Origin of the sequence: Dactylosporangium sp. NPDC000521, from assembly GCF_042898305.1 — a bacterium.
Classification (GTDB): Bacteria; Actinomycetota; Actinomycetes; order Mycobacteriales; family Micromonosporaceae; genus Dactylosporangium.
Genome location: NZ_JBIAYW010000037.1, coordinates 11405 through 32972, shown reverse-complemented (window position 1 = coordinate 32972; position 21568 = coordinate 11405). Strand labels below are relative to the sequence as shown.

18 protein-coding genes and 2 pseudogenes are annotated in these 21568 nt (G+C 71.4%); 15 read left to right on the top strand and 5 right to left on the bottom strand.

Annotated elements, in window-relative coordinates; all coding sequences use genetic code 11:
• The 3 genes from ACFY3L_RS51665 to ACFY3L_RS51655 are packed head-to-tail and all read left to right on the top strand — an operon-like array spanning window position 1 to window position 2344.
• A complete protein-coding gene (locus tag ACFY3L_RS51665; RefSeq protein ID WP_389342350.1) occupies window positions 1-297 on the top strand; it encodes a hypothetical protein in 297 nt (98 codons plus the stop codon).
• Window positions 294-1058, top strand: coding sequence for a hypothetical protein (locus tag ACFY3L_RS51660; RefSeq protein WP_389342347.1), 765 nt, complete (start codon window positions 294-296; stop codon window positions 1056-1058). The genes ACFY3L_RS51665 and ACFY3L_RS51660 overlap by 4 nt, the downstream gene beginning before the upstream one ends.
• Complete coding sequence (locus ACFY3L_RS51655; protein WP_389342344.1) at window positions 1043-2344, top strand: hypothetical protein; 1302 nt, start codon at window positions 1043-1045, stop codon at window positions 2342-2344. Before ACFY3L_RS51660 ends, ACFY3L_RS51655 begins: the two co-directional genes overlap by 16 nt.
• Window positions 2345-2947: 603 nt before the next feature.
• Here ACFY3L_RS51655 and ACFY3L_RS51650 read toward each other — a convergent pair.
• Window positions 2948-3346 (bottom strand): annotated as a pseudogene (locus ACFY3L_RS51650) (ferric reductase-like transmembrane domain-containing protein); the annotation flags it as partial.
• A 124-nt stretch (window positions 3347-3470) separates the two neighbouring features.
• Window positions 3471-4937, bottom strand: a complete 1467-nt coding sequence (locus ACFY3L_RS51645) for a DUF1996 domain-containing protein (RefSeq protein WP_389342341.1) — start codon at window positions 4935-4937, stop codon at window positions 3471-3473.
• A gap of 374 nt (window positions 4938-5311) precedes the next feature.
• Between ACFY3L_RS51645 and ACFY3L_RS51640 the strand changes: the two genes are divergently transcribed.
• Both ACFY3L_RS51640 and ACFY3L_RS51635 read left to right on the top strand, forming a co-directional pair.
• Complete coding sequence (locus ACFY3L_RS51640; protein WP_389342338.1) at window positions 5312-7720, top strand: family 20 glycosylhydrolase; 2409 nt, start codon at window positions 5312-5314, stop codon at window positions 7718-7720.
• A 77-nt stretch (window positions 7721-7797) separates the two neighbouring features.
• Window positions 7798-8238, top strand: a complete 441-nt coding sequence (locus ACFY3L_RS51635) for a hypothetical protein (protein ID WP_389342335.1) — start codon at window positions 7798-7800, stop codon at window positions 8236-8238.
• Between the two features lie 301 nt (window positions 8239-8539).
• Here the strand turns inward: ACFY3L_RS51635 and ACFY3L_RS51630 are convergent, their stop codons facing one another.
• Together ACFY3L_RS51630 and ACFY3L_RS51625 are read right to left on the bottom strand one after the other, a co-directional pair.
• Window positions 8540-9055 carry a hypothetical protein gene (locus ACFY3L_RS51630; RefSeq protein ID WP_389342332.1) on the bottom strand — a complete coding sequence of 172 codons (516 nt, stop codon included), beginning with the start codon at window positions 9053-9055 and terminating at the stop codon, window positions 8540-8542.
• A 38-nt stretch (window positions 9056-9093) separates the two neighbouring features.
• Window positions 9094-9300 (bottom strand): annotated as a pseudogene (locus tag ACFY3L_RS51625) (ISNCY family transposase); the annotation flags it as partial.
• 202 nt (window positions 9301-9502) lie between these two features.
• Between ACFY3L_RS51625 and ACFY3L_RS51620 the strand changes: the two are divergent.
• The 3 genes from ACFY3L_RS51620 (at window position 9503) to ACFY3L_RS51610 (ending at window position 14094) form a co-directional block, all read left to right on the top strand.
• Complete coding sequence (locus tag ACFY3L_RS51620) at window positions 9503-10030, top strand: hypothetical protein (RefSeq protein ID WP_389342329.1); 528 nt, start codon at window positions 9503-9505, stop codon at window positions 10028-10030.
• Between the two features lie 229 nt (window positions 10031-10259).
• Window positions 10260-11159 carry an AraC family transcriptional regulator N-terminal domain-containing protein gene (locus tag ACFY3L_RS51615; protein ID WP_389342326.1) on the top strand — a complete coding sequence of 300 codons (900 nt, stop codon included), beginning with the start codon at window positions 10260-10262 and terminating at the stop codon, window positions 11157-11159.
• Between the two features lie 172 nt (window positions 11160-11331).
• Window positions 11332-14094 carry an AAA family ATPase gene (locus ACFY3L_RS51610; protein WP_389342323.1) on the top strand — a complete coding sequence of 921 codons (2763 nt, stop codon included), beginning with the start codon at window positions 11332-11334 and terminating at the stop codon, window positions 14092-14094.
• Here the strand turns inward: ACFY3L_RS51610 and ACFY3L_RS51605 are convergent.
• Window positions 14048-14635 (bottom strand): ferritin-like domain-containing protein, encoded by a 588-nt coding sequence (locus tag ACFY3L_RS51605; RefSeq protein ID WP_389342320.1) that lies wholly within the window; start codon window positions 14633-14635, stop codon window positions 14048-14050. The genes ACFY3L_RS51610 and ACFY3L_RS51605 overlap by 47 nt on opposite strands.
• Window positions 14636-14935: 300 nt before the next feature.
• Here ACFY3L_RS51605 and ACFY3L_RS51600 point away from each other — a divergent pair, with 300 nt between their 5' ends.
• Genes ACFY3L_RS51600 through ACFY3L_RS51570 form a run of 7 tightly spaced genes read left to right on the top strand, consistent with a single transcriptional unit; the run spans window position 14936 to window position 21382 of the window.
• Window positions 14936-15241, top strand: coding sequence for a putative quinol monooxygenase (locus tag ACFY3L_RS51600; RefSeq protein ID WP_389342317.1), 306 nt, complete (start codon window positions 14936-14938; stop codon window positions 15239-15241).
• A gap of 45 nt (window positions 15242-15286) precedes the next feature.
• The gene (locus tag ACFY3L_RS51595) at window positions 15287-16291 is read left to right on the top strand and encodes an alpha/beta hydrolase (RefSeq protein ID WP_389342314.1); all 1005 of its coding nucleotides are present in this window, start codon (window positions 15287-15289) and stop codon (window positions 16289-16291) included.
• Window positions 16288-16911, top strand: a complete 624-nt coding sequence (locus ACFY3L_RS51590; RefSeq protein ID WP_389342311.1) for a class I SAM-dependent methyltransferase — start codon at window positions 16288-16290, stop codon at window positions 16909-16911. The genes ACFY3L_RS51595 and ACFY3L_RS51590 overlap by 4 nt, the downstream gene beginning before the upstream one ends.
• 26 nt (window positions 16912-16937) lie before the next feature.
• Window positions 16938-17684 (top strand): low temperature requirement protein A, encoded by a 747-nt coding sequence (locus tag ACFY3L_RS51585; protein ID WP_389342443.1) that lies wholly within the window; start codon window positions 16938-16940, stop codon window positions 17682-17684.
• 52 nt (window positions 17685-17736) lie between these two features.
• Window positions 17737-18279, top strand: a complete 543-nt coding sequence (locus ACFY3L_RS51580) for a (2Fe-2S)-binding protein (protein ID WP_389342308.1) — start codon at window positions 17737-17739, stop codon at window positions 18277-18279.
• Window positions 18276-19271: an FAD binding domain-containing protein gene (locus ACFY3L_RS51575; protein WP_389342305.1), complete on the top strand. Its 996-nt coding sequence runs from the start codon at window positions 18276-18278 to the stop codon at window positions 19269-19271. The genes ACFY3L_RS51580 and ACFY3L_RS51575 overlap by 4 nt, the downstream gene beginning before the upstream one ends.
• The gene (locus tag ACFY3L_RS51570; protein WP_389342302.1) at window positions 19268-21382 is read left to right on the top strand and encodes a xanthine dehydrogenase family protein molybdopterin-binding subunit; all 2115 of its coding nucleotides are present in this window, start codon (window positions 19268-19270) and stop codon (window positions 21380-21382) included. The genes ACFY3L_RS51575 and ACFY3L_RS51570 overlap by 4 nt, the downstream gene beginning before the upstream one ends.
• Window positions 21383-21568 lie beyond the last annotated feature (186 nt).

Below are 21568 nucleotides of genomic sequence, written 5' to 3'. Positions count from 1 at the left end.
ATGGCGCTCACCCCACCCCACGAACTCGACGACCTCGCCACCGCGCTCGACCGGCACGCCGGCGAGCTGGACCGGGTCCGCGACGAACTCCGGCAGGCCGTCCAGGACACCCGCGGCGGGTGGGAGGGACTCGTCGCCGACCGCTTCCGCGCCCACCTCGACGGCCGGCACCGGCAGCACCACCTCGCGCACGCCGCCGACCGGCTCCGCGACACCGCACGGCTCGCCCGGCTGGCCGCCGACGAGCAACGCGACCGGCTCGCCACCGCCCAGACAGGCGGGACCCCGGCACCATGACGGTCCACACCGCGCCGACCCGGCTGGTGCTCACGCTCGACGAGCTGCGCGCCCTCGCCCGGCTCGCCGGCTACTGGCTGCCCGCGGACGTCACCGACGACGACGACGCGGACATGCGCATCGACCTGGCGGCGGTACGAGGCGCCGCCGCGCGTGGACTCCTGCCCGGCGAGGAGCCGCTCGCCGGGGTCCTCGAACCGCTGACCGGGCCACGAACCGCCGTGGAGATCGACGCCGACAAGGCCGGAACCCGGCGCTGGTACGCGGCCGCCGGTGACACGTCCACCACCGTCCTGGCCGGCCGTCACGACGGGCTCGTGGACGTCGAGCTCCTCGACGGGTCGCCGGCGGCGGTCCTGCCGCGGCTGCTGCTGTTGCCCGACGCCCACGCCGGGACGACGGGCTTCGACGTCGATTCCGACGCCTTGGCGGAAGCCGACGATCTGGTGGCCGCCGGCGCGGACGGCGCCGCGCTGGACGTCCTGTGCCGCGCCGAGGTTCCGGCGGGGCCGGCGACGAGGTGGCTGCGCGCGATCACCGGGCGGCGGTTCGCCGCCGCGGTCCGGGTCGCCCACCACGACCCGGCAACGGGCCGGTTCGTCGCCGACGAACTGCGGTGGCTCGTCGCCGGCGACGGGACCGGCTGGCAGGTCACCACCATCCACAGTGGACGCCATCGGGTCGCCCCGGCCGACCCCGGCGACATCCGCGAAGCCCTCGACCACCTACTGTCCTGGAGTGCCTCATGCCGAGTGCCCTGAGCCGGTTCATGGCCGCGATCCGCTCGGTCGAGTCCGGCGGCGACTACCACGTCGCCGGCCCGCCGACCCCGTACGGCCGCGCGAGCGGCGCGTACCAGTTCATCGACTCGACCTGGAACAACTTCAAGGGCTACCCGACCGCGAGGAGCGCCCCGCCGGCCGTCCAGGACCAGAAGGCAGCGCAGCTCATGTCGTCCTACCACCGGGAGTTCGGCCGCTGGGACCTGGTGGCCGTGGCCTGGCACGCGGGCGAGGGCACCGCCCGCCGGGTCGCGCACGACCCGTCCTACCTCAACCGGCTCAGCGACGGGTACCTGCCGACGTCGGCGTACGTGCAGCGGGTGCTGCACCGGGCCGGCCTGCCGGCGGCCGGCGGCCGGCGTGGCGGTGGCGGTGGCGCGGTCCTTCCGATGCGACCCTGGCAGGTGCCGCGCAACATCGCCGGCGAGCACGGCCGCATCGTCATCGACCCGCCGCTGCTGTCCCGGCTCGCCCGGCAGTTCACCGACAACCTGGCGACCGTCGACTCGGTGTACCACCGCACGAAGCGCGCCGGCGCCGACGTCCACCGGATGCGGTTCGCCGACCCGGCGACCGGCAGGCGCCTGCACGCCGCCCTCGCCGACGTCCTCGACGGCCAGCACGGACTCAGGCTCGTCCCGGGCTACCTGAGCCGCGACGTCGGGTACCTCCTGGAGGCACGCGACCGGGCACTGCGCGCCGACAGCGACAACCGGCACGAACGACGTGGGGTCGAGCGCCTGATCGCCTCGCTGGCCGCACGGCACGGCGCCGGTACCCGCAAGAGCGTCGCCCACCTCCTCCGCGACCTGTACCGACGGGACAGCGCCCCCACCCGGCGGCACCTCCCGACGTCTCCGGCATCGTCACCGTCCACGCCCCGGCCGCACGGGTTGTCGAACGTCAAGCTCGGACACGCCTGGGGAGGCAGCAAGTCGATCTTCGACCAGTTCGTGACGCCGTTCCTGCGCAAGGAGGGCCTCACGGCCGGGTCGCAGAAGCGACCAACCGACTCCGTCCCCGGCCCCGCCACCTCGGACCACTTCGTCGGCAGCAGATCCTCCTACGCGATCGACTATCCGACCTCCTCCGGCGAGGACGAGGCCCGCGCCCTGGCCCGCGCGATGGGAAGCCACTTCTGGCAGCCGAACAGCTACGACTCGTTCGTGGTCAAGGTCGACGGAGCGCAGTTCCGCGTGCAGATCCTGTGGGGCGCCCGCATCGACCACGCCGACCACGTCCACGTGGGCATCCATCGTCTGTGAACGGCAGCAGCGCCGGTACGGCGCGCGTCCGCGACCGTTGTCCGGCCCGTCGGCCGCCGGCACGACGCCCCGAGCGCGGCGCGGACCGCTCCGGCCGTCAGCGGTACTGCAACCGATCAGCACTGCGAGGCGGGCCGTCACCAGGCGAAGCGCTCGCGGTGCAGGCGCGGGGCGGGGACTCCGACGCGGCGGGCGGCGCGCAGGACGGCGTCGGTCCACGGGTCTGGCGACCCGGGCCGTGGCCTCGCCGACCGTCTTCACGGTGATGCGGAGGCGGTCGGCGCGGGGCGGGCCGGACAGGGAGTACGGGTTGCCGCGCCAGCCGCCCTCGCCGTCCAGGAAGCGCCAGACGAAGAACTGGCCCGCGCGGGCGGGAAGGCGGTCCAGGCGGCGACCACGCAGGTAGACCGAGACCAGGCCGGGGGCCTCCTCGACGACCCGGTCGACGCGCAGGCGGTGGCGCAGCGTCCGCCACACCGGCATCCCGAGGCGGAACACGACGGTCGAGCCGGCGGCCGCGCCGTACATCGTCCACCAGAACACCGACGCGAGCGGCGTGCCGAAGTCGCTGCCCAGCCACAGCTCGTGCGGCACCGCGAGGGCGATGCCGGCGTACGCGTACAGGTGCAGCAGATGCCACGTGGCGTAGCGCAGGCGGCGGCGGACCGGACGCAGCGACGTCGCCGCCACCACCAGCACGACGGCGATCAGGCCGAAGGTCGCGGGGACCATGCCGCGGTACCCGGTGAGGAACGCCCACAGGTGCCCGGCGCGCTCGACGTGCGACGCGAGCGCCAGCACCACGTGGGCGAACAGCAGCGCGAAGGACGCGGTGCCCGTCCAGCGGTGCCAGCGGCCGAGTGTGTCCTGGCCGAAAGCGCGTTCCAGCCACGGGATGCGGGCCGTGCCGAGCACCTGCAACAGCAGCAGGGCGGTGGACCACAGCGCGGCGAGGCGGCCGGCGGCGGCCAGCCCTGGCGCGGACGTGGGCAGGCCGAGCACCCACAGCACGGTCGCGACGGCCAGGCTGGACGCCGCGAAGAGCTTCGCCGCGGTACGCACACGAACCTCACTGGGCAAGAGGAACGGCCCCGCCACCGGGGCGGGGCCGTTCGGAGGGACGAGGTCAGCCGCCGGTGAAGGACGGGGTGGTGCCGCACTTCGCCTTCGCGTTGAGGCAGACCTTCACGAGGGGGCCGAGGTTCTCCGGCTTCCAGGCGTTCATGAAGTCGCCGTGCATCGACGAGGCCATCCCTGATGACAGCGCGAGGCCGTCGCCGCCGAGGGACTCGTAGTTCACCATGAACGACAAGTTCGGGATGGCGACCGGGTAGTCGCCCTGGCACTTGCCGTTCTTCGCACCGCCCATGTGCGACTTGTGATCAGGCGAGTCGATGTGCTTGCCGTCCCAGCAGTCCTGGAAGGTCAGCTGGAAGATGAGGTTGCCGCCGGGGGCGCAGACCGGCCAGTTGCCGTCGGCGCTGCGGCCGGTCTCGGCGCTGCCGGCGCACCAGAACTGGCCCAGGGCGCCCTTCTGTGTGGCGACCTGACGCTTGGCGTCGCCGTGGACCATGACCAGGCCGGGCGGGAACGGCACTGTCGCCGACGGGTCGGGCAGCCGCGAGCCGTAGTACACCCGGAAGCTCTTCATCTTGACCGGCTGCCCGTTCTTGAGCAGCTGGGGCACCCAGTAGGCGCTGTTGTCGCCCGGGGCGTTGCAGTTGGTCTTGCGGGCGAAAAGATCGGCCGGCTTGGTGGTGGCGTCGACGGTCGGGCCGAAGAACGTGTGCATGTGCGACGCGCCGGGCAGGCCGGGCAGCACGATCGGGTCGTCCTTGGCCTCGTTCGACACCGCGCAGTCCGTGTGGAACTCCGCGACCCGGGTGGTGCCCGCCGGCACCGGCAGCTGCTTGAGCTGGTTGAATGCGGCCAGCTCCGCCTGCCACTTGGCCTGGTCGACGTCGACCCAGCCGCCGGCCGGGGCGGAGCCGGTCGGTGAGGTGCCGGGCGAGGTGCCGCCTGTCGGGGCGGCGCTGCTCGGCGGCGGCGCGACCGTGGCGGTCGCCGGCGGGCGCGTGCCAGAGCCGAGCGCGAACCAGTTGACGTTCACGAAGTCGCTCTTCTGGTCGCTTCTCATCACGGCGACCAGGGTCTGCGGGCCGGACGGGACGCGCGCCGCGGTGGCGTTGACGGTCGTCCACTTCTGCCAGCCGCCGGTGTACGCGACCGGGAACGTCGCGACGACCTCGCCCGACGGCGAGCCGAGGTGCAGCTCGATCGAGCCGCCGGCCCGGTTGTTCGCCGCGATCCGGGCGCTCACCTGGGCGCCGACGGTCACGTTGTCGTACTGCAGCCAGTCGCCGGCGGCGAGCCACCCGACGTTCTTGCCGCCGCCGCTGTCGGCGGTGTTCTCGGTCCGTGCCCCGTTCTGGGCCGACCAGTTCTCCGCCTCGATCCTGCCGGGCGCTGTCTCGTCGGCGTTCGCGGTCGCCAGGTAGGCCCCGCTCACACCGACCGCCGACACGACTGTCGCGGCGATGAGGATGTTGCGGGCCCGGCGTCTTCCTCGCGGGTTCTGGGAATAGTTGCGCATACGTCTGTCTCCGCCGTCCTGGGCTGACGTCGTGGAATCCGTGCGGTCAGCAAGTTACGGCAGCTCAGAGGCTTACTTCAAGTCGCAAAGGAACTCTTAGAAATGCGCCTTCCCAGCACTGCTGGCCCGGTCGCGGACCCCACTCGATTACGCTTTTCCGGCTTAAGTTTGGCTTAAAGACGTACGGGAATCAGACGGTGACCTTCCGCGAGGACATTCATGGAGGTCGGCCGGTTCGCAGCCGCAGTCCTTCCGGTCCGACGAGGGGTTCCGGAGGACCGCCCCGACGACTGAGGCCCTTGACACCCCTCCCGTTCAAGACATAGCCTGCCGTCAAATTAGCAGGTAACTTAACAGTTTCGCCGGAGGATGCCGTGCACAGTTCCCCGCGCAGCCTGCTGCTGGCCTCCGCCGTGGCCGTCGCGACCGTCGCCGCCGGCGCCGCCTGGGTGCTGGCGGGCTCCCCGGCCAGCGCCGCGGTGAGTCTCTCCGACGTCGTACCCGCACCGGTGTCGGTGCAGCCCGCGGCCGGCGTGACCTACACGCTGCCGTCGAACGCCGCGATCCAGACCACAGCCGGCGCCACCGACATCGGCGACTACCTCGCCGGCATCCTCCGCCCGTCGACCGGTTACGCGCTGCCGGTCTCCACCACGACCGGCACGCCGGCGAGCGGCATCGCGCTGCTGCTGTCCGGCGCCGACCCCAGCGTGGGCGCCGAGGGCTATCAGCTCGACGTGACCGCCGCCGCCGTCACGCTCCGCGCGCAGACCACGGCGGGGCTGTTTCACGGAGTACAGACGCTGCGGCAGCTGCTGCCGGCGACCGTCGAGGCGCGGACCGTCCAGAGTGGACCGTGGGCGGTCACCGGCGGCCGGATCGTCGACTTCCCGCGGTACGGGTACCGCGGCGCGATGCTCGACGTGTCCCGGCACTTCTTCGCCCCCGACGTGGTGAAGCGGTACATCGACGAGATCGCGCAGTACAAGATCAACACTTTGCACCTGCATCTCTCCGACGACCAGGGCTGGCGCATCGTGATCGACGCCTGGCCGCAGCTGGCGACCGTAGGCGGCAGCACCCAGGTCGGCGGCGGCGCGGGCGGCTACTACACCAAGGCGCAGTACTCCGACCTGGTCTCCTACGCGGCGTCGCGGCAGATCACCGTCGTGCCCGAGATCGACATGCCGGGGCACACCAACGCCGCGCTCGCCTCCTACGCGCAGCTCAACTGCAACAACACGGCCCCGCCGCTCTACACCGGCACGAGCGTCGGCTTCAGCTCGCTGTGCGTCGGCAAGGAGGTCACCTACACGTTCGTGCAGCAGGTGCTCAACGAGCTCGCCGCCCTCACCCCCGGGCCGTACCTGCACATCGGCGGCGACGAAGCGTCGAGCACTCCGCCGGCGGACTACACCACGTTCATGAACCGCGTGCAGCCCTTCGTCGGCGCGGCCGGCAAGACCGTCGTCGGCTGGCACCAGATCGGGCAGGCCGCCCACACGGCGAACCGGGTCGCGCAGTACTGGGGAACCTCCACATCGGACGCTGACCTGAGCGCGGCGGTGAGCAAGGGCGACAAGATCCTGCTGTCGCCGGCGAACAAGGCGTACCTCGACATGAAGTACACCAACTCGACCCCGCTCGGCCAGACGTGGGCCGGCCTGATCGAGGTGCAGACCGCCTACAACTGGGACCCGGGCGCCTACCTCGCAGGCGTTCCGGCCAGCGCGATCCTCGGCGTCGAAGCTCCGATGTGGACCGAGACGATCACCAACCTGGCCGGCATCGAGTTCATGGCGTTCCCGCGGCTGCCCGCACTCGCCGAGCTTGCGTGGTCGCCGCAGTCGGCGCGCGACTGGGACACCTTCAAGGTACGGCTCGGCGCCCAGGGTCCACGGTGGACGGTCCAGGGGATCAACTTCTACAGCTCGCCGCAGGTACCGTGGGGCACGCAGCCGACGACACGCAGCGCGTACACCCAGATCCAGGCCGAGAGCTACAACGCGCAGTCCGGTACGCAGACCGAGACCACCACCGACACCGGCGGCGGCCAGAACGTCGGCTACATCGCGCCCGGCGACACGCTCGCCTACGACCTCGACTTCGGCGCGGCGTCGCCGGCCTCGGTCACGACGCGGCTGGCCTCCGGCGCGGGCAGCGGCACCATCCAGTACCGCCTGGACTCCGCCACCGGCCCGATCATCGCCAGCGTCCCGGTCACCACCACCGGCGGCTGGCAGGCCTGGACCAGCACCACCACCAACCTGACCGGCGCGGTCACCGGCGTGCACCGGCTGTACCTCACCTTCACCGGCACCGCGGGCACCGACTTCGTCAACCTCAACTGGCTGCAGTTCACCGCCGGCGGCGGCCTCCCCAACGCCTACAGCGTCCGGCAAGCGGAGGGCTTCAGCAGCCAGTCCGGCACCCAGACCGAGACCACCACCGACACCGGCGGCGGCCAGAACGTCGGCTACATCACGCCCGGCGACTGGCTCGGCTACACGAACGTGGACTTCGGCACCCCGGCCGCGGCGTCGGTGACGACACGGCTGGCGTCCGATGCGGGCAGCGGCACCATCCAGTACCGCCTGGACACCACCACCGGCCCGATGATCGCCAGCGTCCCGGTCACCACCACCGGCGGCTGGCAGGCCTGGACCAGCACCACCACCAACCTGACCGGCACGGCCACCGGCGTCCACACCGTCTTCATCACGTTCACCGGTACCGCGGGCGCCGACTTCGTCAACCTCAACTGGTTCCAGTTCAACCGGTAGCGCGCGCCGCTGCACCCGCTGCTCGCCCGGGTCGGCCGCCGGGACGGTGGGTCTCTCCGTCCCGGTAGGCTGCCCGGGTGGCGAACCCGCTGGTCCGGCGGAGGATGCTCGTGCATCCGACGTACCGGATGTTCGTGCTGCACGACCCGGACTGCGACGACAGCTCGAATTTCAACGAGGCGATCGTCGCGGCGATCGCGGACTCCGTCGGCTGGGCGTATGGCATGGTCGCTGTCACCACCGTCGCGGAGGTCGGCCGGGTTCCGGTGACCGTCGAGATCTGGGATGCCGCCACCGAAGACGCCGGTGTGGTCTGGTTCGCCGACCTGGACTTTCCCAGCGGGCGGTACTGCATCGACGCCGCCGTCGAGGCGGAGGACCGGCTCGGCATCGACCTGCCCGGCGAGCCTGCCGTCTATCGCGTCCATCTCACCGCCCGGCGCGACGCCGAAGAGGAGTACCTCTTCCACCTGTGGCGGATCGCAGACTCGCCGCCGTTGCCGGACGACGACGAGTAGGCCGGCGTTGTTGTCATGAGGCGGTGCCACGTCAATACACGAGCGTGGGCGGCCGATCTGCGCCGTCCATACCGACCGCCCAATCCCGCATCGGATCGGACCCGACCAGCGCCGTGACCCTCCCTCGTACGACCCTTCACATCAAGACCGCTCCTGGGCGGCCAACGCCCTCACATGCCGCTGGTCTGGCGCTGCGCTCGGCGGTGACCGTCACGCTTCGTACGCAACGCTGGGAGCCTCCGTGCGTACTCGTGTCGATGGGTGCTCAGCTGATCCAGGTCGGGCACCGAGGCTTCGGACGCTAGCCGCCTGCCTGTAGTCCAGGTCGGTCCGCGACCAGCAGGGCCGCTGTCGTGGTGATCGCCCGGCTCAGCACCGGTGCGCGGTGCGCGGGTGGGAGGGCGCAGGCCAGGCGGAGCAGGAGGTCGGTCCGGTCCTCGAACGGGTCGATTGCTGCCGTGGTGAGGAGCGCGGTGTGCGCCACGGCGGGCTGCCGGCTGGGTGGTAGGTGCGGCAGGATCGCGACGAGGGTTTCGACGCGCAGCTGCGGATCGGGGAGATCGGTTGCGGCTCTGACCGCGTGATCCATGCGTGTGGCGCCGAGGTGTGGTGCGATGCCTGCGAGCGCTTCGCTGCGATGTGTATCGTCGGTAAACGCCAGCACCGCGGCGAGGGCATCGTCGAGGACATCATGACCCACCACGAGCGAAGCGGGCGACCGACCATCGCCGGGCAAGCCGTTGGCCCGCGCCAGTGACGGCAGGCCAGCCTCATCGCCGCCGCCGAGCACCCTCAGCCAACCGTCGTCGACGAGCAACCCACCTGTGTGCAACGCCAAAGCGCCGAAACACTGGCGCGGAGTTGGATGCGGCGGATCGCTGGTTCGAGTTGCGGCGCGTCGGCTGGGTTGCCTTCCTCGACCGTGTGGTCCAGGACGATTCCGTCTGCGTTGTCGACGACCTGGGCGTTGTAGCCGAACTCGACTGGCCGGTCGATGCGGCCCTTGTGGATCGGCCGGGCGCCGGGGGCGTACAGACTCACGACACGGGTGGCGGAATCGGGTTTCGGCGGACGCCGACAACCGTCGTGCTTGCACCGGGAGCACGAATACAGTCACGATCTGTGATGGCGGCCATAGCCGGTCTGCGTCGTACGACGCAGACCTCCACCGCCTTGTCGGGGTCTTCTTTCTCTGTCACAGAACCGGTCATGCACAGCGACGAGCGCGTTGCGCGGCCGGTCCAGCCACGGAGGAGCATCACTCATGTCCATCACCCGAGCGTTGCGGATCGCTGGCGTCGCCCTCGCCGCCGCGGCAGCGACCCTGGTCGGTCCCGCCACTGCGGCGCACGCCTTCCCGGTCCGCACCCTCAACGTGCAGTTCAGCCTGTTCATCCACGACCAGGACGGTCCAGACCCAGACGACACCGGCACGTTCCCGTTCACCAGCGGCCCGATGACCGTCGGTCCCACCGCCGGCGTCACCACCGGCGGCGGCTTCGACCTGTGCGTGGACGAGGTCCGCATCAAAGGCGAGTTCACCGCCAACCTGGACGTGACCGGCCGGGTCCGAACGAAGACGACGATGCGCCTGTTCGAGGGCGCCTCATGCGCCACGACCGATCAGGACGGCGGCCCGGTGGAGTTGTTCGACGCCGCGACCGACGAACTGCCGTTCACCGGAGAGCCGCACACCCTGCGGGTCAACAACACCGACGAGTACGACCACGCCGAGATCGTCGCCATGGACTGCGACTTCGCCATCCTCACCCAAAGACTGTTCGTCACCTGACGGCACGGCGCCTTCACCGGCCGGTGCGGCCCGCGCCGGCCGGTGGGCGGTTTACGCGACGACGAACAGCCCCGCGCAATTCCCGAAGGATCTTCAGTGCCCGCGGTGTAGGGCGAGAAGGTACCGCGGGGACAGCGCAGCACGGTATGCAGGTCGCAATCCTCCATGAGGTTTTGGAACACCTGGCTCGCACCGGTACCGGCCACGATCGAGTGCTTCAATCGGGACCATGCCCCTCGAAGAGTTGCGCGAACTCCTTGCCCGCCATGCTCGACCCGACCTGAGCACAAGTATCGGGGAGGTCCGCATCTTCCGGGCTGACCGGCCGCACCCGCCGGTACCGACCACGTACGGCAAGGTCGTGGCCCTCGTCGGCCAAGGCACGAAGCGCTTCGCGCTGGGCGACCGCGTGTACGACTACCACGCCGGGCAGTACCTCGTCGCATCGGTCGACATGCCCGTGACCGCCTACTTCGCGAAGGCCAGTCCTGAGCTGCCCGGGCTCGGTGTCGGGTTGGACCTGCACCCGTCCGCCATCGCCGAGCTGCTGTTGCAGGCAGCTCCGGGTGACCTGCCGGACATAGGTCGCGCCGCCCCGCCCGGGCTGGCCGTCAGCACCGCCCCCGCCGAACTGGTCGAGGCGTTCGTCCGGCTGCTGCGCCTGCTCGACCGTCCGCGCGACATCAGCGTGCTCGCACCCCTGATCAAGCGTGAGATCATCTGGCGGCTGATCACCGGTGAACACGGCGCCATCGTGCGTCAGTTCGGCCTGCCCGACAGCAGCCTCAGCCACATCGCCCGGGCCGTGCAGTGGATCCGCGATCATCATGCGCAGCCCTTCCGGGTGCAGGAGGTGGCTCAGCAGGCGGGCATGAGCGTCTCCGCGTTCCACCGCAACTTCCATGCCGTCACCGCGATGAGCCCCATCCAGTTCCAGAAGCAGATCCGGCTGCAGCGTGCCCGGCTGCTGCTGGTCGCGGACCCTGGCGACATCGCCGCGATCAGCCGGCACGTCGGTTACGAGAGCCCCGCACAGTTCAGCCGCGAGTACCGCCGGCAGTTCGGCGCGCCGCCGAGCCGCGACGCCGCCGTGCTGCACGCACCTGCCCGGACCGCCACGTCCGCCTGACCGGACGACTGTTGATCAAAGCTCGCGAACTCTTGCCCGATCCTGCCTGCGACCGGACCGGAGTTTCCAGATCATCGACCGGCCGGTATAGCGTGCCGACACATGCTTGCGGTCGCGTGCGCCACCAGGCCGGCCGAGCGGGTAACGGACATCAAGAGCGCGTGAGGTACGTGTGGCCACCATTGGACTCTTCGGACGCCATGCTGAACTCGAACGGCTCGCCAGCTTCCTCGAAGGCGTACGGCAGCACGGCGACGCGCGCCTGATCTGCGGCGATCCAGGCGTCGGCAAGTCCGCCCTGATGTCCGCCGCGGCGGAGCTCGCCGGCGCCCGGGGGATGCGGGTGCTGCGCGCTTCCGGTTCCGAGTTCGAGGCCGACGTCAGCTACGCCTGTCTCAACCAGTTGCTCCTGCCCGTACACCCGGACCTCGAGCGCCTTCCGCCTGGTCCGCGCGAGGCGCTGTCGGTGGCGCTCGGGTTCGGCGCCGGTACACCGCCGGACGTACTCCTGGTCTGCAACGCCGCGCTGCTGCTCATCACCGAGCTGGCCGCCGACGTGCCGATCGTCCTGCTGGTCGACGACGTGCACTGGATCGACCGGGCGAGCGCCGTGGTCCTGGGCTTCATCACCCGGCGGCTGGAGGGCCACCGCGCCGGCCTGCTGGCGTCGGCCAGGGTGGGGACGACGAGCTTCCTCGACCGGCGCGGCCTGTCCGAGCAGGTCGTCGAGCCGCTGGACAGCCAGGCGGCCGGGCAGCTGGTCGCTGCCAACCATCCAGAGATGCCGGCGCGGGTCCGGCACCGGCTGCTGGACCTCGCGCAGGGTAACCCGCTCGCCCTGATCGAACTGCCCGCCACGTTGCTGGGCGCCGCGCGGCGCGCGGTGACGCAACCGGAGGTGATCCCGCTCAGTGAGCGGCTTCAAGGAATCTTCGCCGCGCGCCTCGTGGGCCTGCCGGAACCCACTCGGCAGCTGCTGCTGCTCGCCACCTTCGAGAGTACCGGCGATGTCCGGGTGCTCAGGGCCGCCCTGCCCGACGGGGTCAGCCTGGCCGACCTGGCTCCGGCGGAACGGGAGCAGTTGGTCCGCGTGGACGACGCCACGGCGCGGATCGCGTTCCGGCATCCGCTGATCCGGTCGGCCGTCGTGGCGACGTCCACCCACGAGGAGCGCCGCAAGGCGCACGCCGCCCTCGCCGGCGCCCTGACCGACGACCAGGAACGCCGCGCGTGGCACCTGGCGGCGGCCGCTGCCGGCCCGGACGAGATGGTGGCGGAACTGTTGGAGGACGCGGCGCACCGGGTGATGCTGCGCGGGGACGCGCTCGCCGCGATCGCCGCCCTGATCCGCGCCGCGGAGCTGAGCACGACGAGCGCGGGACGGGGGCGGCGGCTCGGTGAGGCCGCGTACATCGGTGCGGAGGCCAGCGGCGCCGACGACGCCGAGTCGTTGCTCCGCGATGCCCGGCGGGCGGCCCCGGACGCGGCCGGCTCCCTGCACGTGGCCAACGCGGCTGCCTTCCTCATGCTCAACGGCGACGGCGACGTCAACACCGCGCACCGGCTCCTGGTCGGGGCCATCGAGGTCGGCGACCACGGCTACCGGGCCGACGATCCGGCGCTGATCGAGGCCATGCACACCCTGCTGCTGGTGAGCTGGTACGGCAGCACGACGGACTACTGGGAGTCCTACTTCCGGGTGCTGCGCAGACTGCGGCCTGAGCCGCCGGAGGTCCTCGCGCTGGTCAGTGAGACCTTCCCCGATCCGGTACGCACCGGTGCGGCGGCGCTGCCGCGGATCGACGCGATCCTGCGGTCGCTCACCGACGAGGTGGACCCCACCCGCATCATGCGGATCGGCACAGCCTCGGTCTATCTGGACCGGCTGGGCGACTGCCGCGAGTCCTCCTGGCGCCTCGTCCGGCAGGGACGCGACGGTGGGCCGCCCCGCCGGCACCTCGGCGCCCTGATGCATCTGTGCCTGGACGACTTCCTGGTCGGCCGGTGGGACGAGGACGAGGAACTCGCCCTGGAAGGGCAACGGATCTGTGACACCAGTGGCTTCCCGTTCTTCGCGTGGTACTTCCGGTACAACCGGGCGCTCGTCGCCGCCGGCCGGGGCCGTTTCGACGAGGCCTACACGCTCGCCGACGAGATCACTCACTGGGCACTGCCTCGCGGCGTGTCCGCCGCGGCCCTCTTCGCCCATCAACCGCGCTCACTGGCCGCGTTGGGACAGGGAGACTACGAAGCCGCCTTCCGGCACGCCGCCGCCATGAGCCCGCCCGGCGTCCTGGCCACGCACGTGCCGCACTGCACCTGGGTCATGTTCGACCTGGTCGAGGCGGCGGTGCGGACCGGGCGCACGGTCGAGGCCAGGGCACACGTCGAGGCGATGCGGGCCGCGGACGTGGGGGCGTTGTCGGCGCGGATGGCCCTGATCCAGGCGGGCGCCGAGGCGCTGGTCCTCGACGGCGACGAGCCGATGACCCGCCTGGAGGCGCTGCTGGCTGAGCCCACCGCCGAGCGCTGGCTGTTCGACGTCTCCCGGGTCCGACTGTCGTTCGGCGAGAGGCTGCGCCGCACCAGGTCATCGGCGCAGGCTCGCCGGCATCTGCTCGCCGCGTGCAACGGCTTCGCCGCCATGGCGGCCGAGCCGTGGCTCGCACGCACCCGGGCCGAGTTGCGGGCCGCCGGGCACCGGCCAGTCCAGCAGCCGGCGGGTGAGCTGACCGCCCTGACGGCACAAGAACGCCAGATCGCCCAGCTGGCGGCGAGCGGCCTGACCAACAAGCAGATCGCCGAACGGCTGTACCTCTCGCACCGCACGATCGGCGCCCACCTGTACCGGATCTTTCCCAAGCTCGGCGTCACCTCACGCGCCGGGCTCAGGGACGCCCTTTCGCCGCCGGCTGATGGGAAGACTGGGCGCTGAGCTGGCCCGCCTGGTTCTCCTTGTCCTCCAGCAGCCGCTCCAGCAACCGCCGGGTGGTGGGATCGTCGTCGCCCACCCAGCGCACTGCCTCTTGCAGTGTTTGGACGAGGATCCGAACGCCGACGAGGTTCTGCGTCACGATGCCGGTGAGGTCGCCGTCGGGGAACGCGCGGAAGGCGATCCGGGACCGGGCGCTCAGGTGCTGCGGATCGTACTCGCCGACAGCGCCGAGGTGCCCGATCCGCGCCGCGAGGAGTCGCGCGCTGCCGCGGTCCCGGTCGGCGCAGGTGCAGAGGAAGTCCGCGAGGGGGCGCGCGGAGGGCGCCGTGACGGCCTGAGCGTGCTGCTCGTACTGCAACGAGGACACGATCAGACTGGCCAGCAGCCCGTTGAGCAGCCGCGTGGTCGCCGTCAGTTCGGCGCGGTTCGACGGCGTCACCGGCCCGTCTTCCAGGTCGAACAACGCGCGGTCGCGGACCTCACGCATGCGCAGCGCGGCCGGCTGCGATCCGGGGCGTTCCCGTCCTGAAGGCGTCGTCACGGCTTCGATGTTCGAGCACGGCACGCCGCAGTGCATCTGTCAGATGACTTAAGTCCCGGGGTTCACCCGGCCTGTCCGCCCCGCTGAGCGGCCCCGGCAACCGCGAATCCGGGGTTGCCGCGGCCGCGCTCGCGGTACCCGCGGCCCCACGGCGGAAACCGGTGGCCGGCCGCACGGCGGGACGTGTTAGGTCACCGGCCGCGTCCGCCGGATTTCTCGCAGTCAGATGACTGACGAAGGTCCGCCCTGGCGCTCCGAGAGTGGAGCTGTGACAAGCGGAACCAATCGAGGAGATGCCCGATGACCATCAACCACGGCTTCCACGCCACCATGACCGCGCAGCCCGGCCGGGGCGACGAACTGGTCAACTTCCTGCTCGACGCACCGTCGCTGGACAACGACGACTGCGTTGTCTTCCTGGTCGGCCGCTCGGCCGGCAACCCCGACGTCGTCCACGTCACCGAGGGCTGGACCACTCCGGAGGCGCACAGCAGGTTCTTCGCCACCGCCGAGGCCCAGGACCTGGTGGCGAAGCTCCAGCCGCTGCTGGCCGGCGAGTCGCAGTACACCGACGAGGTACCGGTCGGCGGCAAGGCAGCGATCTGAGCACCCGACCCTCCCTCGACCAACCCACAGCGACAGGACTCCACCATGACTCAGCAACGTCCCCCCTTCGACCCCGAGTTGGGCAGGCTCCTGGCCGACATGCCGCTCCTAGCGGAACTCGACACAGAGGTTCTCGCCCAGATCCGCCCGTTCTCGTCGGTTCCCGTCGAACTCGCCCTCGCGGGCCGCGCCGTCGATCGGCACGAGGTCGGCATCGCCGGTCCGGACGGTACTCAACTCGCACTGTCGATCTTCAGCCCGGCCGGTGCCGGTCGTCCGACCGGCGCACCCTGCGTGTACTGGATGCACGGTGGCGGCATGGTCATGGGTGACCGCTTCTCCCAGATCGACATCCCGCTGGACTGGCTCGAAGCGTTCGGCGCCGTCGTGATCTCCGTGGAGTACCGGCTGGCACCCGAAGTCACTGGCACGAGCCTCGTCGACGACTGCTACCGCGGCCTGCTCTGGGTCGCCGAGCACGCCGACGATCTCGGCATCGATCCGGCCCGCATCGTCGTGGCCGGGGCCAGCGCCGGCGGTGGCCTCACCGCCGGAGTCACTCTGATGGCACGCGACCGCGGCACCCCGGCGCTGGCCGCCCAGATACTGATCTGCCCCATGCTCGATCACCGCAACAACACCGTCTCCAGCCGGCAGTACGCCGGCGGGCCGGGCGTCTGGACCCGCGAGATGAACGAGTTCGGCTGGCGGTCGGTCCTCGGCGGCCTCGATCCCGACGCCGTGCCCGGCTACGTCTCCCCGGCACTCGCCGACGACCTGTCCGGCCTGCCCGCCACCTACGTCGACGCGGGCACGGCGGAGGTCTTCCGCGACGAGGACGTCGCCTACGCCACCCGGATTTGGGCCGCCGGCGGCCAGGCCGAGCTGCACGTCTGGGCCGGCGGCTGCCACGGCTTCGACGCGCTGTACCCGCACGCGCGGCTCTCGGTGGCGGCGCGCCGTACCCGCACCGAATGGCTCTCCCGGATCCTGACGCCGGCGGACGCGGCGTCGGTTGCGCGCGACGCCGGGCAAGGGGGCGTGCGATGACCTCCGAGCACCGTGCCACGTTCCTGCGCGAGTTTCTGCGCGACCCGTTCACCGTCGCCGCCGTCGCCCCGAGTGGCGTGCCACTGGCCGATCTCATCACCTCGCCCGTGCCGCGCACCGGCGACCCGGTGGTCGTCGAGCTCGGCCCCGGCACCGGCGCGTTCACCGACGCCGTCCAGCGGCGGCTCGCCGGTCGCGGGCACCATATCGCCGTCGAGGTCAACGAACGGTTCGCGGGCCTGCTGACCACCCGGTACCCGCAACTCGACGTCGCCGTCGCCGACGCCCGCAACCTCCGCGAGGTGCTGGCCGAACGCGGTCACCGGCACGCGGACGTGATCGTGAGTGGGCTGCCGTGGGCGGCGTTCGCCGGCGGGCAGCAGGACGACCTGCTGAGCGCGGTCACCGACACCCTCAGCCCCGACGGCGCGTTCACCACCTTCGCCTACACGCTCGCCCGCTGGGCCCCGCCTGCCCGCCGGCTGCGTCGGTCCCTGGGCACCCGATTCGACGAGGTCGTGGCCGGACGGACGGTATGGGCCAACGTGCCGCCGGCCTTTGTCTACTTCTGCCGACGGCCCCGGGTACCGGCACAGCAGCAGGCCCTGGTCTCCGCCTGACAGCGACGCAGAAAGGAGACGTGGCCATGACGCGGCACAAAGCCCCGCGGACTGTGCGGCCGGCCGGCGAGGATCACCGGGCGACACCGTTCGAGCTGTTCTTCGACCTGGTCTACGTCTTCGCCACGACGCAGGTCACCGCCTATCTTGCCCACGAGCACACCGTTGACGGCGTGTTGCAGGGGTTGCTGGTGCTCGCGCTGCTGTGGGGGACCTGGTCCGGCTACACCTGGCTGGGCAACTACTCACGGGCCGACCAGGGTCCGCTGCGGGCGGGCATGGTCGTCGCGATGGCGGCCATGTTCGTGGTCGCCCTGGCCATCCCCGAGGCGTGGCACGACGCGCCCGGCGGCCTGCCCGGCCCGCTGGTGCTGGTGTGCGCCTACCTGCTCGTCCGGGCGGTGCATCTCACGGTCTACGCCGTGGCCTCGACCGGTGACGCCGGGCTGCGGTACCAGATCACCATCACCTGGCTGCCGCTGTTGGTGGGCGCTCTTCGGTGGCGTGGCGCTCCACGTCGGTGGGCATCTGCTGTTCGCGTACCGCATGCACGGTGCGCTGAGCGTGCCCCGGCTGGTGACGGCCGGCGTCCTGCTCGCGGCCGTTCCGGCTGCCGTGGTCCTGCCCCCGATGGCCGGGCTGGCCGGCCTGGTCGCCGTCCTGACCGTGCTGATCGTCGTCGAGGCGACCCGGCACGCGCGACAGGTTGCCGAGCAGGAATAGGCAAGCATCCGCGATCAACGGACAAGATCTGCCGCTCGGTGACTGCTTGAATCAATTGATCGCGGCAACGCACCTTCGCCGCGGACGGCGAGAGGAAACGCGATGACCGGAACCTTCATCAGCGATATCACGCTGCACGTGAACGGCACCGATCACAAGCTCACTGTGGACAATCGCAGGACGCTGCTCGACGCGCTACGGGAGAACCTCGGCCGGACCGGGCCGAAGAAGGGCTGCGACCACGGCCAGTGCGGCGCCTGCACGGTGCTGCTCGACGGCCGGCGGGTGGTGTCCTGTCTGACGCTGGCGGTCGCCGCCGAGGGCGCCGCCGTGACCACCGTCGAAGGCATTGCCGGCGACGGTGCCCTGGGTCCGATCCAGCAGGACTTCATCCGGCTCGACGGTTTCCAGTGCGGGTACTGCACTCCCGGGCAGATCTGCTCGGCTGTCGGGATGCTGGCCGAGCACGCGGCCGGCTGGCCCAGTGCGGTCACCGCCGACGTCTCGCCGGACGGCCCGGCGCGCGAGCTGGACACCGCGGAGGTGCGCGAGCGGATGAGCGGCAACCTGTGCCGCTGTGGTGCGTATCCGGCGATCGTGCGCGCGGTGCTCGAGACCGCCGCCCGCGGGGAGGCGGCCCGATGAGGGAGTTCGCGTACCAGCGCGCGGTCCAGGTCCGCGAGGCGCTCATGGCGGTCGCGGAGCACGCCGGCGCCCGCTACCTGGGCGGTGGCACCAACCTCGTCGACCTGATGAAGGGCGGGGTCGAGACGCCGGCACGGCTGGTGGACGTCCGGCATCTCCCGCTGGACGGTGTCCGCGAGACACCGGACGGTGGACTTGTCCTCGGTGCGACCACGACCAACAGCGACGCTGCCGCCCATCCCGAGGTACGGCGTCGGTATCCGGCGCTGACCCAGGCTGTCCTGGCCGGCGCGTCGGGGCAGCTCCGGAACATGGCTACGGTGGGCGGCAATCTCCTGCAGCGCACCCGGTGTCCCTACTTCGCCGATCTCGCACAGCCGTGCAACAAGCGCGTTCCCGGCAGCGGCTGTCCCGCGATCGCCGGGGAGCACCACAACCACGCGATCCTGGGCCGGTCCGAGCACTGCGTGGCGACGCACCCCTCGGACATGGCGGTGGCGCTGGCCGCCTTCGACGCGGTGGTGCACTACGAGACTCTGAACGGCCCCGGTGAGATCCCCCTGTCACGGTTCTACCTGCCGGTCGGTGACCGCCCGGACCGCGAGACGGCGTTGCCGCCCGGCGCGCTGATCACCGCGGTCGCCCTGCCCGGGTCCGCGGTCGCCCGGCGGTCGCGGTACCGCAAGGTGCGCGAGCGGGCGTCGTACGCCTTCGCGACGGTCTCTGTCGCCGCCGCCCTCGATGTCCACGACGGTCTGGTGCGCGACGTGCGGATCGCCCTCGGCGGCGTGGCGTCCCGGCCCTGGCGCGCCCGCGCAGCCGAGGCCTTCCTGCGGGACGGACCCGCCACCGCCAGCCGGTTCCGGCTCGCCGCCGAGTCGGAACTGACAGCCGCGGAACCGCTACGCGACAACGCATACAAGGTGGCCCTGGCCCACAACCTCATCGAAGCCCTGCTCAGCGAGCTGGCCGGAACGGAGATCGAGCGATGAGCGGCAAACCGATCACCGGTGCCGTCGGTACGCCGCGCCCCCGGATCGAGGGGCCGCTCAAGGTCACCGGCACCGCCCGCTATGCCGCCGACGTGCCCATGCCGGGCCTGGCCCACGGCTGGATCGTGACGGCCACCGTATCCCGGGGACGCCTGCGCGCCATCGACACCTCCGCCGCGCTCGGCATGCCCGGCGTGCTGGGTGTGCTCGACCACCGCGACGCGCCCCGCCTCAACCCTGAGGCCGGCAACTACTTCGGTCCCGACGGCAGCCTGCAACTCCTGCAGGACGACGTGATCCCGTACGCGGGCCGGCCGATCGCCCTCGTGCTGGCGGAGACCCTCGAGCAGGCCCGGGCCGCGGCCGGGGCCGTCCGGGTCGACTACGAGGTGCAGCCGCACGACGTGGGCTTCCACCTCGACCATCCGGCTGCCCGTCCGGCGTCGACCGCGTTCGGGCCGGAGGCGGACACCGGCGACGTGGACGCGGAACTGGCCGCCTCCGCGGTGGTCGTCGACGAGCGCTACCGCACGCCGGAGGAGTGCCACAGCGCCATGGAACCCCACGCCGCAACAGCGTGGTGGGAGAACGGTCACCTGTACGCCGTGGACTCCAACCAAGGTGCGTTCAGTGTGTCCCAGGTACTGGCCGCGTTGTGGTCCATCGACCGGGACCGGGTGCATGTCCGCTCCGAGCATGTCGGCGGCGGCTTCGGCGGCAAAGGACTGTGTGGCCCGCAGGTGATCCTCGCCGCGATGGCCGGCGAGCGATTCGGGCGTCCCGTGCGGGTCACCCTGACCCGGGAACAGGTCTTCGAGGCGACCGCGTCGCGGCCGCCGACCGACCAGCAGGTCCGCATCGGCGCCGACGCCGACGGCCGCCTGCGCGCCGTCCACCACCGGGCGGCGTACGCCCTCTCCCCGCTCGCGGAGTACATCGAGTGGTGCACCGAGCAGGCCAAGATCCTGTACGCGGCACCGGCGATCCGCACGCAGCTCACCGCCGTACCCCTCGACGTCCTGCCGCCGGCCTCGATGCGGGGGCCAGGTGCGACACCCGGCTCGTTCGCTCTGGAGTCCGCCATGGACGAGGTTGCCGAACGGCTGGGCCTCGACCCGCTCGAACTGCGCCTGCGCAACCAGCCCACCGCGGCCCCCGTCTCGGGCCGCCCGTTCAGCAGCCGGCGTCTGATCTCCTGCCTGCAGGAGGGCGCACGCCGGTTCGGCTGGGCGGCGCGCGACCGGCACCCCCGGACCCGGCGTGAAGGTCCGCTGCTGATCGGCAGCGGCATGGCCGCCACCTCGTTCAGCGCCGGAGTGTTCCCGTCGACCGCCTCAATCACTGCGGAGACCGACGGCACGTTCACGGTCGGAATCGACGCGAGTGACATCGGCACCGGCACCCGTACCGCCCTGACCGCGGTCGCCGCCGACGCGCTCGGGGTCGGCCCGGAGCAGATCCGGATCCGGATCGGTGACAGCGACCTCGGCATGGCGTGGGGCGCGGGCGGCTCCCGCGGAACGACCTCCTGGTCGTTCGCCATCATCGAGGCCGCCAACAAGCTGCGAGAGAGTCTGGACGACCCGGCACGCCCGGTGACCGCGACGACGGACACCTCAGCATTGATCGACTACCAGCCGGCCCGGGAACGGCAGACCTTCAGCGCCGTCTTCGCAGAAGTGACCGTCGACCCGGCCACCGGCGAGGTACGGGTACGCCGGTTGCTCGGGATGTTCGCGGTAGGCCGGGTGATCAACCCGATGCTGGCCCGCAGCCAGGTGGTCGGCGGGATGATCATGGGCTTGTCCATGGCCCTGCACGAGGAGAGTGTCCGGGACCCGGGAACCGGCCGGCAGGTCAACGCCGACTTCGCCGGCTACCACATCGCCGCGCACGCCGACGTGCCCGACATCGAAGCCGACTTCGTGGCCGACTACGAACCGCAGGACCCATCCGGATTCAACGGCCTCGGCGAGATCGGCACGGCCGGCACCGCGGCGGCGATCGCCAACGCCGTCTGGCATGCCACCGGCAGACGGCAGAGGAGCCTGCCCATCCGCCTGGACCGGGTACTGGAGGCGGTCCCCGCGCAGGCACCGGCGGCCGAGTGAGGTGTGACCGCTCATCCACGCCAGTTTCAGCAGCCGAGCGGGCTCTTTCCGCCCAGCCGCACCGATGAGGCTCCCAGCGGGCACACCAACCGCCCGACCATCGGTAGCAGCATCGGCGGCGCCGTCATCGCGGCCGGCCGCGCCGCGGGACAGCACCGGGGTGCACCCGACGACCGCGCCTCACCG